This is a genomic window from Gemmatimonas aurantiaca, from assembly GCF_037190085.1.
In the GTDB taxonomy this organism is placed as follows: domain Bacteria; phylum Gemmatimonadota; class Gemmatimonadetes; order Gemmatimonadales; family Gemmatimonadaceae; genus Gemmatimonas; species Gemmatimonas aurantiaca_A.
The window spans coordinates 61,803-75,646 of sequence record NZ_JBBCJO010000013.1; the positions used below are offsets into that span (position 1 = coordinate 61,803).

The 13,844-nt window shown below is 67.7% G+C and carries 5 protein-coding genes; 2 read left to right on the forward strand and 3 right to left on the reverse strand.

All coding sequences use genetic code 11. The features are described from left to right. Window positions 1-133 precede the first annotated feature (133 nt). From WG208_RS17890 to WG208_RS17900, 3 genes are all read right to left on the reverse strand, one after another. Window positions 134-4,438 carry an Ig-like domain-containing protein gene (locus tag WG208_RS17890; protein ID WP_337172757.1) on the reverse strand — a complete coding sequence of 1,435 codons (4,305 nt, stop codon included), beginning with the start codon at window positions 4,436-4,438 and terminating at the stop codon, window positions 134-136. A gap of 353 nt (window positions 4,439-4,791) precedes the next feature. Then, window positions 4,792-7,614, reverse strand: a complete 2,823-nt coding sequence (locus tag WG208_RS17895) for an Ig-like domain-containing protein (RefSeq protein ID WP_337172758.1) — start codon at window positions 7,612-7,614, stop codon at window positions 4,792-4,794. 148 nt (window positions 7,615-7,762) lie between these two features. Further along, window positions 7,763-9,658, reverse strand: a complete 1,896-nt coding sequence (locus tag WG208_RS17900; RefSeq protein ID WP_337172759.1) for an aspartate ammonia-lyase — start codon at window positions 9,656-9,658, stop codon at window positions 7,763-7,765. A 148-nt stretch (window positions 9,659-9,806) separates the two neighbouring features. Between WG208_RS17900 and WG208_RS17905 the strand changes: the two genes are divergently transcribed. Then, window positions 9,807-10,856, forward strand: a complete 1,050-nt coding sequence (locus WG208_RS17905) for a N(4)-(beta-N-acetylglucosaminyl)-L-asparaginase (RefSeq protein ID WP_337172760.1) — start codon at window positions 9,807-9,809, stop codon at window positions 10,854-10,856. Window positions 10,857-11,394: 538 nt separating this feature from the next. Continuing rightward, window positions 11,395-13,830, forward strand: a complete 2,436-nt coding sequence (gene leuS / locus WG208_RS17910; protein WP_337172761.1) for a leucine--tRNA ligase — start codon at window positions 11,395-11,397, stop codon at window positions 13,828-13,830. The last annotated feature ends 14 nt before the right edge of the window (window positions 13,831-13,844 follow it).

Genomic DNA, 13,844 nt, shown 5'->3' on the forward strand with positions numbered 1-13,844 from the left:
ACGGGAGCTAGACCAACGGGGAACCACTGTACCCGTCTCACCGTTGGTCCAGCTCCCGTGGTTCCAGCTCCCGTGGTCCCAGCTCCCGTAGTTCCAGCTCCCGTAGTTCCCAGCTCCCGTAGTTCCCAGCCCCTCAGCGTTTCCGCGCCTGCCTCTGCTTCCCCGTCGGCAGCGCTCCTCGTGCCGTCCGCGCTCCCGGCGCGGGCTCGAGCGAGATCGTGCCCTGGCTCCGCGCCGCAGCCAGCAGCGAGCCGCTGCCGGTGCCTGTGACGAGGGTGCTGTTGTACCCCACCGCGAAGGCGCCGCCGGTGCCGCTCGGCGAGCCGGTCACCGCCCACAGCAGGTCGGTCGTGCCGCTGCTCATGCTGCTCCACGACGTGCCGTTGAAACGCAGGATCGTGCCCGCTTCACCGGTGACATAGAGATCGCCGGCGCTCTGTCCCCAGACGCTCGTGAGCACACGGGAGGTGCCGGTGCTCACCGAACTCCAGCTGCTGCCCGATGAGCTGTAGGCCAGTCCCGTGGTGCCGGCCGAGCTGGCGCCGACGGCCACGAGGTTGGACGCGCTGCCTGCCCAGATGCCGGCGATGGTGCCCGATGCCGGGGTGTTCATCGACGACCAGCTCGTGCCGTTGAAGCGCATCACCACACCGTTCTCGCCCGACACGTACACGTCGGACGCCGACGAGCCGAACACCGACCAGAGTGCGCCGGACGCCGTGGCCACCACGCTCCATCCCGAACCGTTGTAGCGCAGCACCTGACCGGTGGACGTCACCGCGAACACATTGCTGGCGCTCGACCCCCAGATCCCGTACACCGATCCCGACGACGGGAAGGACATGGCGGACCAGCTGCTGCCGTTCCAGCGCAGCATGGTGCCGTGGTCGCCACCGGCAAACGCATCGCTGGCGCTGCTGCCCCAGACCGTGTTGAGCGTGCTCGTCGTGGGCGTGGTCTGACGGCTCCAGGTACTGCCGTTCCAGCGGTAGATGAACCCGAACTCGCCCACGGCCCAACTGTTGGTCGAGCCGGTCGTCCATGCGTCGATCAGATCGGGGGCCGCATTGAGCGTTTCCCAGCTCGTCGACGGTGTGCGCATGACGACACCACGCTGCCCGCCCACGACCACGTTGCCCGACCCGTCCATCGCCACGGCAAAGAGACGGGGGGCGTACGGGGTGGAGAGCGTCGACAGCGTCGAACCGTTCAACGCCAGTGCACCGTCATCGGACGCGATCACCATGCGTCCCCCGTTGGCGGAACTCCCGGCGACCCCGAACAGATCGGCGATCAGGCTGCCGGTCGACACGCGCGTCCACTGGCTGCCGTTGTAGCGCAACACCGTACCGAACGTGCCCACGACAACCACATCGTTCGCCGACGTGCCCGCGACACTGTACAGGGTCTCGGTCGTGCCCGAACTCTGCGCGCTCCACGACGAACCGCTGTAGCGCAGCACCGTTCCACTGGTGCCCACGGCAAAGGCCACCCCGCCCGTCGACCAGACACCCGACAGCGCTTCACTCGTGCCCGTGCTCGTCGTGCTCCACGACGATCCGTTGTATCGGAGCGCGGTGCCGTTGGCGCCCACCACGAAGCCCACCGAACTGTTCTCGAGATACACGCCATAGAGCGTTTGCGCCGTGCCGCTGCTCATGGTGCTCCAGGAGGACCCGTTGAAGCGCACGATCACCCCATTCGTGCCCACGGCGATGGCGTGACTGCCGCTGGTGGCGGCGACCGCCACGAAGCGTGTGTTGTAACTCGCCCCCGTCGCCGACAGCGACCACGTGGAGCCGTTGTAGCGATAGACATTGCCCAGCGAGTTCACGGCAAAGATCGTCGACGCATCGACCGCGTCCAGCGCCACCACGTCTTCATGCAACGCCCCACCCAATCGTGTGCTCGACCAGCTCGTGACCAACTGCGTGGGCGGCGGCGGTGACGCGCTGATCGTGATCGCGGCCGTGGCGCGTTTGGTGGTGTCCACCGTGGACAGCACCGTGATTGTGGCGTTGCCCGTGCCGAGTCCGGTGACGAGTCCGGCGAAATTCACGCTGGCCACCGAAGGATTGCTGCTGCGGTAACTCACGGCCGCCGACAGCGACCCCTGTGTCACCACCGCGGGAGTCAATTGCACGGTCTGGCCGACACCGATCGTCGCCGTACTCGGCGTCACGCTCACCGATTGGATGGCCGGTGCGACCGTCACTGCGACCGAGGCCTGTCTGGTGGTGTCGGCCACCGCGACGGCGGTGACCGTGGTGGTGCCGAAGCCCACGGCCGTGACGACACCGGTCGGCGAGACGGTCACGATCGTCGCGTCCCCACTCCGCCAGGTCACGGCCGTGCTCTGGCCACTTTCCGCCGACACCGACGCGGAGAACGTGCGTTGCTCACCGAGCGTGAGCGAAGCGGAGGCGGGCGTGATCGTCACCAGTGGCGCATTGCGCACGGTGACCGCGGCGGTGGCGCGCTTGGTGGTGTCCGCGGCAGCCAGCGCGGTGATGGTGGCCGAACCCTGGGTGCCGCCCGTCACGATACCGGTGGCCGACACACTCGCGATGGACGCATTGCTCGAACGCCAGATCAGCGTGGCGGATACCCCTGGATCGCCGGTCACCGCACCCACGAGCGGACGCGATTCACCCGGCGCCACGGTGAGCGCGGCGGGGGTGATGGTCACACCCCGCACGGTCGGCGTGACTTCCACGGTGATGGTGGCGGAGCGTGAGGTGTCGGCCACCGACGTTGCGGTGATGGTGGTGTTGCCGAATCCCACCGCCGAGATGAGTCCCGCGGGCGATACGGTGGCGACGGCGGTGTTGGCGGACTGCCAGGTGACCGCGGTGCTCACACCGGCATCGGCTTTCACGGTGACGGTGGCCTGTCGCGTCTGACCGATGGTGAGGAAGACACTGGACGGAGAAACCGTCACCACCGGTGCGTAGCGCACGGTGACGAGTGAGGTCGCCCGGCGTGTCGTATCCGCTTCCGCGATGGCGGTGATGATCGCGGTGCCCACGGTGTTCGCGGTCACCAGACCCGTTTCACTCACCGAGGCCACGGCGCCGTTGCTGGAACGCCAGATCACCGCGCGCGAAGCACCCGCATCGGCAGACACGGTAGCCGTCAGCTGTCGCGTGTCTTCGAGGAACATCGAGACCGCACTGGGCGTGAGATCGAGATCCCGCACGACCGGCACGATGTCGATCATCGCGGAACCACGTCGTGTGGTGTCCGCCACGGAAACGGCCGTGATCGTGGTGCTGCCCTGCGAGACACCGGTGACCATGCCATTCTGGGCCACCATGGCGATGGCCGGATTGTCGGACCGCCAGGTGACGGCCGTGCTCAGCCCTGCTTCGATCACCACGCGGGCGCTCAGTGTGCGTGTTTCGCCGGCCCCCAGCGTGGCGCTGGCGGGCGTGACGGTGACCGTACGGGCCGGGCGCACTTCGAGACGCACGGAATCCTGCAGACGCGGATCGATCGCGGAGGTAAGGCGCAGTGTCGTGGTGCCGGTGGTGATGGCGGTGACGACACCGGCGTCGGAGATCGACGCCACGGTCGGCTGACTGCTGCTCCAGACCACGTCGCGGGACTGCGTGCTGTCCACATCGACACTGCTGTTGAGCGTCGCCTCGTCGCCCATCCACAACATGGCGGGTGCGCCCACGATACGGACGCTGCGTGCCGGCATGATGGTGAGCAGCGCCGACGCCGAGATGCGCGCATCGGCCACGGCGGTGGCACGAACCACGGCACTGCCAGGACCCACGCCCGTCACCACGCCGCTGCTCGACACCGTCGCGACGCCCGGATTGTCGCTGGCCCAACGCACATCGGGTACGGTGCCCTGATCGGCGTCGAGTGCGGCCACGAGCGTGATCTGATCGCCGGCCCGCAAGCTGCCCGTGACTGGTGTGACCGAAAGTCCACGCACCGCGAGCACCTGCACGGCGATGTCCTGCACGAAGCCCGCGATCTGCGCGCGGATGGTGGTGCGTCCCGGCGCGCGCGCGGTGATCACGGCGGTCGTGCCTGCGCCCGCCACGTCGGCCACGGTGATGTCCGCGCTCGACCAGTTCACCGATGCGCCGCTGATCGCGGCGCCGGAGGCATTGCGTACGGTGGCATTGATCTGTTCGGACGCGCCGATGGCGCCCAGGCTCACGGCGCTCGTGGAGAGATCCAGTCGTGCCGGCGCGCCGCCCGTGCTGCCGCCGCCGCCGCCGCCCGATCCCGCGACGGAGTCCGCGCCGCCCGCGCACGCCGTGGTCCACAACAGCGCGAGCATCGCGAAGAACATCGCGGTGGATGTGCGCGCGAAAGTATGTGCGGATATCGGCGCGCAAACACGCGCGGACACACGCGCGAGTGCACGCAATGAACGGCCAGGCAGCGCGGACGTGGGCACACGGCGCGCAGGCATGGCATTCAACGGGGAGAAGGCGGACATGGCAAAGCAGGAAATCCAGGAAGCGCAGAAACTTCGGGTTCGCTTCTTGGACGACCCACTCACGCTGTCGGCACGTCTCGTGTGCGCCGCCTCACGCAGTGTCACACAGACGGCACAATCGTTACGTCAAGGGAAAAGCGACGACGGATATGGCGTTTGACTACCGACAAAAAAACAAACTGCTTTACCGCGGATTGGGCGGATGACACGGATTTGCACGGATCAAACGGGGGAGTGTTTCCCGTAGTTATCCGCGTTCATCCGTGTCATCCGCCCAATCCGCAGCAAGGCAGTTTGCTGTTGCTGTTCGCTGTTGGCGATCTCGCCTACAATCGACGTCGGGCACGCTTCTCACCCGCCGGCAGTGGCCCGCGTCGCACCACCGCACCACGCGCCGGCTCGAGCGCGGCACGCGCATCGATACCACCGACACCGTCCGTGATCGCGGCACGCAACGCCGCGCTGCTCAGCGAGCCCGCCACGATCGTCCCGTTGTAGCCCACCGCGAATGCACCGCCCACCGCGTTCGGAGCACCGGATACGCTCCACAGGAGATCGGTCGTGCCGGTCGTCATGGACTGCCACGACGCCCCGTCGTAATGCAGCAGTGTGCCCGCGTCACCGGTGACATAGAGATCCAGCAGACTCGGACCCCAGATGGACGTGAGCAGGCGCGTCGATCCCACATTCATCGCACTCCATGCCGTCCCGTTCCAGTTGTAGGCCACACCCGCCGATCCCGAGGCGTTCGCACCCACCACATACAGTCCCGTCGGACCGGTCGTCCACAATCCGGCCAGCGTGCCGTTCACCGGCGATGGGAGCGCGCTCCACGTCGTGCCACTGAGGCGCCATACGGCACCGTTTTCACCCGAGGCAAACAGATCGTTCGCCCCATAGCCGTACGCCGCCCACAGCGGGTTCGGCGTGGTGGTGGACACACTCCACGTCACGCCGTTGAACTTCAGCACTTCGCCCATGGACGTGGCCGCATACACGTTGGAACTGCTCGTGCCCCACAGCGCGTACACTGCCCCCGTGCTCGGGAAGGTCATCGCACTCCAGGTGCTGCCGTTCCATCTCAACATCGTGCCGTTCTCGCCGCCCGCGAACGCGTCATTGGCCCCGGGTGCCCACACCGCATCCAGTGTGACCGTCGTGGGCGTCGTCTGCCGGGTCCACGTCGTGCCGTTCCAGCGATAGATCGAACCGAACTCCCCCACCGCCCACGCGTTGTCGGCGGCCGTCGTCCAGACGTCGAGCAGGTCGGGCGCCAGATTGAGCGTGGTCCACGAAGCACCACCTCGCATCACCACACCGCGCTGTCCGGTGGCCCACACCGCACCCGAAGCATCCATGCCCACGCCGTACAATCGTGGCGCATAGGGCGTGCGTTCCACGGTCACCGTATTCACGTCCACACGCGCCACGCCGTCGTCACCGACGATGTACCGACGTCCATCGTTGGCCGCCGAGCCGGTGATCGCGTAGAACCCGCCCGAGAGTCCCGCCGATGGCAGGGTGCTCCAGATGGTGCCGTTCCAGCGCAGAATGGTGCCCTGAGCGCCCACGATCACCACATCCGTGACGTTGAGTCCGTGCACGCCGTACAGTGTCTCGCCGGTGGGCACCGTCACACGCGACCAGGTGGTGCCGGAACGCCGCAGCACCTCGCCGTCCGCCCCCACGGCATACACCACGCCATCGCCCGCCCACACGCCGTTCAGCGCGGACGTGGAACCGGCACTTTCCGTGGACCACGCCGTGCCGTTCCAGCGAAGCACCGTGCCGCCGGAGCCCACGGCCCAGGCCGAGCCCGCGCTCTCCATCCAGACCCCGTACAACGCCCGGGTGGTGCCCGACGTCATCGCGCTCCACGCCGTGCCGTTCCAGCGCACGATCACTCCGTTCGCGCCAACCGCCAGCAGATTGGTGGTGCCCACACCGTGCAGGGCGTAGAACATGGTGTTGTAGGTACTGCCCCGCGCGCTCACGGCCCATGTGGTGCCGTTCCAGCGCAGGATGTCGCCCGTGACATTCACCACGAAGGCGTTGTTGGCGTCGAACGGGGCCACCGCCACGACATCGTCGTACAGCACGCCACTCAGACGGGCCGACGTCCAGCGATTGGCGAGACGCGGCACGACGTTCACCGTGACCGTGTCCCACTTCGAACCATCGGCCACCGCCGCGGCCGTGATGAGCGTCTTGCCGGCGCTCACGCCGGTGACCACGCCCGTGGCGCTCACCGTGGCGATGGCCGGCGCGCTCGATGTCCACGACAACGCCGTGTTGACACCGGGATCGGCACTCACCGTGCCGGTGAGCGCCACGCTGGTGGTGGGATTCACACTCACATTGCGCTGCGCGATGGACACCGTGATCGGACGCGCGGGCACGGTGATCGTGGCCGTGGCGCGCCGGGTGGTGTCCACAGTGGAGAGCACCGTGATGGTCGCGTTGCCCAACGCCACCGCCGTCACCAGCCCCGTGCCGTTCACGGTGGCGATGGCCGGATTGCTGGTCCGCCAGGTCACGGTCTGTGCGACGCCGGCGTCGGCGTTCACCGTGGCGGCGAGTTGCCGGGTATCGCCGATGAACACCGATGCCGCGGTGGGTGAGACCGCCACCGACCGCACCACGGGGACGACGTTCACCACGGCCGTGCCGCGCAGCGTGGTGTCGGCGGTGGAGATGGCCTGGATCTGGGTGGTGCCCTGGGCCACGCCGGTCACGACACCGGTGGACGACACCGTGGCGATGGTGGTGGCCACGCTGCGCCAGGTGACCGTGGTCGGCAGCCCGGGGTCGATCTGCACCGTGGCGGTGAGGCGCACCGTCTGCCCGGTGCCCACGCTGGCCGTGCCCGGATCGATGAGGATGTTCCGGGCCGGCTGCACCGTGATGGTGGCCGTGCCGCTCTGACGGGCATCGGCCACCGCGGTCGCGCGTATGACGGCGGTGCCGGTGCCCACCGCGGTCACCACACCCGCGGCGGACACCGTGGCCAGCGTCGGACTCTCGGAGCTCCAGGTGACCGAAGTCCCGGCGCCGTTGATCGCGTCCACCAGCGCCGTCAGGGTCTGGGTTTCGCCCACCCGCAGCGTGGCCGCGGCGGGCGTGACGCTGACGCCCCGCACGGTCGGCACCGGGGGCTCCACGACGGGTCCGTCACTCCCCCCGCCCCCACACGCCGCGAGTAACCAGAGACCGAGGGCGGCACTACCTGTGCGGAGACGGAGAGACGACATACCGGGACCGGAGAAAGAAGGCGCGGGCGGGCGCCTGCGACGGCGCCTACGATTTGGCGGAATGCTCCTGCGCGACGCTGCGCGGCGCCGTCATGGCCGCCGGATTCAGGATCTCGTCGAGCTGGGCGCGGGTGAGCAGCTCCCGTTCCAGCACGATGTCGAACACGCCCCGGCCGCTCGACAGCGCGGTCCGTGCCACGTCGGTTGCTGCTTCATAGCCAATGACGGGCACGAGGGCCGTCACGATGCCGATGGAATGTTCAACAAAGTGACGCATCCTGTCAGCGTTGGCTGTGATCCCGGTGACACATCGCTCGCGCAGCACCGCGCAGGCGTTCCGCAGCATGTCGATGCCCCGGAGCAGGCGATAGGCGATCACCGGCTCGAACGCATTGAGCTGGAGCTGTCCCGCCTCGGCCGCCATGGTCACCGTCACGTCGCCGCCGATCACGTCGAAGCAGACCTGGTTCACCACCTCGGGGATGACGGGGTTCACCTTGCCCGGCATGATGGACGAGCCCGGCTGCATGGCCGGCAGGTTGATCTCGCCGAAACCCGCCCGCGGGCCCGACGACAGGAGACGCAGGTCGTTGCAGATCTTCGACAGCTTGGTCGCCGTACGCTTGAGCACGCCGGACAGCTGCACGAAGGCGCCGGTATCGCTGGTGGCTTCCACCAGATCGGGCGCCGTGAGGACGGGCACCTCCGACACCGCCGCCAGATGTTTCGCCACCAGATCGGCGTATCCCGGCGGGGCGTTGATGCCCGTGCCGATGGCGGTGGCGCCCAGGTTGATCTCGCGGATCAGCGACTGCGCCTCGGCCAGCCGGTCCACGTCCTCGCGCAGCGTGTGCGCGAAGGCGTTGAACTCCTGTCCCAGCGTCATCGGCACCGCGTCCTGCATCTGCGTACGGCCCATCTTGAGCAGCGGCGCGAACTCCGTGCCCTTCTCCTCGAACGCATCGGCCAGCCGCGCCAGCTCGGCTCGGAACCCGGCCAGACTCCTGTGCAGCGCGATGCGCACGGCCGTGGGATAAACGTCGTTCGTGGACTGACTCAGGTTCACGTGGTCGTTCGGGCCCACGACCTGATACGTCCCCCGTGGCTCGTTGAGCAGCTCCAGCGCCCGGTTGGCGATGACTTCGTTGGCGTTCATGTTCGTCGACGTGCCCGCCCCACCCTGGATCATGTCCACCAGGAAGTGTTCGTGGTGCCGGCCGGCCTTGATCTCGCGCGCAGCCCGCACGATGACGTCGGCCACGGCGGGGTCCAGCAGCCCCAGTTCCCGATTGGTGAGCGCCGCGGCTTCCTTGACCGTGGCCAGCGCTTCGATGAGCACCGGGAATTCGCGCAGCGGAATGCCGGTGATGGGGAAGTTCTCGAGCGCCCGCAGCGTCTGGACGCCGTAGAGCGCCTCGTAGGGTACCTCCCGCTCACCCAGCAGGTCGTGCTCCAGACGCGTGCGGTGCCCGCCGAAGCCCAGGGTGCGGCCGCGGCCCACGAGCGTGGCGTCGGCGCGCCGCAGGCGGTCGGAGATGGCCCGCGCCGCGCGCGCCACGAGGGCGGCGTACAACTGCGGGGCTTCGCGCGTGATGTCGTCGAGCTGAGCGCGTGAGAGCAGCACGGCCTTGCCGGGCATGATGACCCGGGCCGTGGTGCCGTGATTGCTGTCGTCGAGCAGCAGGCCTTCTCCCACGGCCTCGCCGGGACCGAGGGTCACCAGGCGCGTGGAGCGGCCGTCGGCGGATTTCTCGATGGCCACCGCGCCGCTGATGAGAATGGCGAAGCGCTGGCGGGGTTCGCCTTCGTTGAAGATGGTCTCGTCGGCCACCAGATCGTGCGGCGTGACGTGACGGGAGAGTTTCCAGAGGTGCGCGTCGGTGAACCCGTCGAGGAAGAGGGTTTCGCGCAGCTGATCGGCAATGGCGGCCGGTGTGGTCATGGTCGAAATGGGAGGTGGGAAACGGCACTGACATTCTGACGGTCCAGCGCGACTCTCGCCACCGGGGCGCAGCCGCGATATCGTCGGGTCAGCCGATTGGCCGTGGCTCTTCTACTGCAGTCTGCACCCTCTCTGTTCCGGAGTGTCGATGTCTGTTTCCCGTCGCGATTTTCTCGAGCGGTCCGCCGCGCTCGCCGCCGCCGGTTTTGTGCCCCGTCTGCCCGAGGACTGGTGGTCCACCGCCACGGCCCCCGCGCCGGGCACCACACCCGGCTATCGGGCCCGGCCCGTGGTCGTCTCCTCGGCCAACGGGATCCGCGGCGTGAAAGTGGCCTATGACCGCATGGTGACGGGCCAGGACCCGCTCGACGCGGCCATCGCGGGGGTGAACATCCAGGAACTCGATCCGGAGGACCAGTCGGTGGGATATGGCGGACTGCCCAACGAGGAAGGGGTGGTGCAGCTCGATGCCGCCTGCATGCACGGTCCCACGCGCCGGGCGGGTTCGGTGGCGGCCATTGAGGACATCGCCACGCCCTCGCTCGTGGCCAAGGCGGTCATGGATTACACCGATCACGTGATGCTGGTGGGCACGGGCGCCAAACGTTTCGCGAAGGCCATGGGGTTCCAGGAGCGGAATCTGCTGACCGAGAAGTCGCGGCAGGACTGGATGCGGTGGAAGTCGCGTCTGAACGCCAACGATGCGTGGCTCGATCACGATGACGACATCAAGGTCAAGTTCACGACGGGCACCATCAACATGAACGCGGTCAACGCCAGTGGCGACATCGCGTCGGTGACGACGACGAGCGGCATGGCCTGGAAGGTGCCGGGCCGCATCGGCGATTCGCCGATCATCGGGGCGGGGCAGTACTGCGACAATCTCGTGGGCGCGGCGGGCAGCACGGGGCGCGGCGAGGCCAACATCAAGACCTGCGCTTCGTTCCTCGCGGTCGAGTTCATGCGCCAGGGGCTGGCGCCGCAGCAGGCCCTGCTCAAGACGCTCGAACGCGTGGTGGCCATGACCGAAACCCGTCTGCTCGGTCCCAACGGCCGGCCCAAGTTCGATCTCGAGTTCTACGCGATCACCAAGGACGGCCGGTACGCGGGCGCCACCCTGTATTCCGGCGGGCGGTTCGCCGTATGCGACGAACGGGGTGCCCGGCTCGAGGAAGCGGCTTTCCTGTATCGCCGCTGAGACTACGGTGGCGCGGCGCCAGCGGCTTCCGGTGCGGGCGACCCGGCCGGGCCGGGGATCCGGAGGCGCGGCCGCTTGCTGCGCGGGCGCCGGGGTGCCCCGGCGCGCCCGCGCAGAGGCGGCCTTGCTCCGGTCCCCGCCCGGCCTCCCGCCGACGCCGGCCTGCGGGGCGGGGGTCTGGCTCAACGACCGAGACTATCACTAAGCGAACGCAGGGCTGCAGGGCTGCCGGCGCGCGCCCTGCAGGGTTTGCGACAGCCCGCCAGCCCTGCGGCCAGCCCCCGCGGCCAGCCCCGCCTCCGACCGTCCGGCTGACGCGCGCCTGTCGGACCAAGCCGGGCCCGGGGGCGGTTCCGAGCCGCCTCTGCGGGGGCACGCCGGGGGCAACCCCGGCGCCCCCGCAGCAAGCGGCGAGGGGCCGCCCTCCGCGGCCGGCGCGTCGCCCACGACGCCCCCGGCCGGATGCCACACCTCACCTCCAAAGCCGCACGCCGGATGCCACACCCCCGTAGTCCCCCGGAGTGCTTAACTTGCATGGATGTCCGAAAACGCCACGCCGACCCCGTACGAGCCGCGATCCATCGAGCCCCGGTGGCAGACCCGCTGGGCTGAACGCGCCACGAATACCGCCCGACTGGATGACCCGGAGCGCCCGTTCTACGCGCTCATGATGTTTCCGTATCCGAGCGCCGAAGGGCTGCACGTCGGAAACCTCTTTGCCTTCACCGGCAGCGACATCTCGGCGCGCTTCCATCGGCTGATCGGGCACGACGTGTTCCAGCCCCTCGGCTTCGATGCATTCGGCATCCACTCCGAGAACTATGCGCTCAAGATCGGCGCGCATCCCATGGAGCTCACGCCGAAGAATGTCGCGAACTTCACGCGGCAGCTCGAACGCGCCGGCTTCATGGTCGACTGGCATCAGAAAGTCGACACGTCGCGACCGGACTACTACAAGTGGACGCAGTGGGTCTTCCTGCAACTGCACAAGCAGGGGCTGGCATACAAGAAGGCTGCCGCCGTCAACTGGTGCCCCACCGACAAGACCGTGCTCGCCAACGAGCAGGTGGAAGGGGGACTGTGTGAACGCTGCGGCACGCCCGTCGAACAGCGCTTCCTCGAGCAGTGGTTCTTCCGCATCTCCGAGTACGCGCCGCGGTTGCTGAACAACCTCGACTGGCTCGATTGGTCGCCCATCACCAAGCAGGCGCAGCGCAACTGGATCGGCAAATCGGAAGGCGCCGAACTCACGTTCGATGTCGATGGCCGGGATGCCCGCATCACCGTGTTCACGACACGCGCCGACACCATCTTCGGCGCCACGTACCTCGTGCTGGCGCCGGAACATCCGCTGGTGGGCACCATCACCACCGATGCGCAGCGCGCGGAGGTCACGGCCTATCAGGAACGCGCCACCAGGCAGGATCTGGTGTCGCGCAAGAGCAGCAAGGACAAGACCGGTGTCTTCACGGGCGCTTACGCCGTCAATCCGGCCACGGGGCAGAACATCCCCATCTGGATCGCCGACTATGTGCTCATGGAATATGGCACCGGAGCGATCATGGCCGTGCCGGGCCACGACGAGCGCGACTTCGAATTTGCGCAGGTGTTCGGGCTGCCCATCGTGCGTGTGGTGGCCGCCGCCGATCATCAGGCCAACACGCCCCTGGGGGACGTCGCATTCACCGAGGACGATGACGAGTGCCGTCTCGTGAATTCGGGACCGTTCGACGGACTTGCTGTGCGCGATGCGAAGCGCCAGGTGATCGCCTGGCTCGCCGAGCGTGGACATGGCACGGCCGTGACGAACTATCGTCTGCACGACTGGTGCATCTCCCGTCAGCGGTACTGGGGCCCGCCGATTCCGATCATCTACTGCGACGACTGCGGCGCCGTGCCGGTGCCCGAGTCGCAGTTGCCGGTCGAGTTGCCGTTCATCCCCGATTTCAAGCCGGACGACTCGGGAATCTCGCCGCTCGCCCGTCACGAGGAATGGTATCGCGTACCGTGCCCCACGTGCGGAAAGCCCGCGCGTCGCGAAACCGACGTGTCGGACACGTTCCTCGACAGCGCGTGGTACTTCCTGCGTTATCCGAGTGCCACCCGCGACGACGTGCCGTTCGACGCGGCGCGCACGAAGACATGGCTGCCGGTGAACTCGTACATCGGCGGCAACGAACATGCGGTGTTGCATCTGCTGTATTCGCGCTTCATCACCATGGTGCTGAAGGACGCGGGGCACATCGATTTCGAGGAGCCGTTCACCCGGTTCCGCGCCCACGGGATGATCATCCGCGAAGGCGCGAAGATGTCCAAGTCGAAGGGGAATGTCATCAACCCCGATCAGTACATGGATGAATGGGGCGCCGACGCGTTCCGCATGTATCTGATGTTTCTCGGACCGTACGAAGAAGGCGGCGATTTCCGCGATCAGGGCATCAGCGGGGTGCGGCGTTTCCTCGATCGCCTCTGGGCATCGGTGCGCGATGCAGATCGTGACGGAACGCCCGATCCGGACGTCATTCGGAAGTTGCATCGCACGATCAGAAAGGTCGGGGAAGACACGGCGAATCTGGGCTACAACACCGCCATCGCGGCGATGATGGAGTACATGAACGCCGTCCGTCGGGGGGAGCGGGTGCCGCATCGGGCGGAAGTCGAGCCGTTGGTTCAGCTCGTGGCGCCCTACGCTCCTCACCTGGCCGAGGAATGCTGGGAAACGCTGGGACATACGACGAGCGTCTTCGACGCCGGATGGCCCACCTTCGACGCAGCCTTCCTCGTCGACGACGAGGTGGACCTGGTCGTGCAGGTGAACGGCAAGGTGCGCGGGAAGCTCCGCGCGCCGGCCGATATCACGCAGGACGCGGCGCTGGCGCTCGCCATGACCGATGAAACAGTGGCCCGGTTCGTCACGGGAGCACCCCGCAAGGTGATCTTCGTCCCGAAGCGACTGTTGAATCTCGTGGTGTGAGTCGTGGGGCGGCC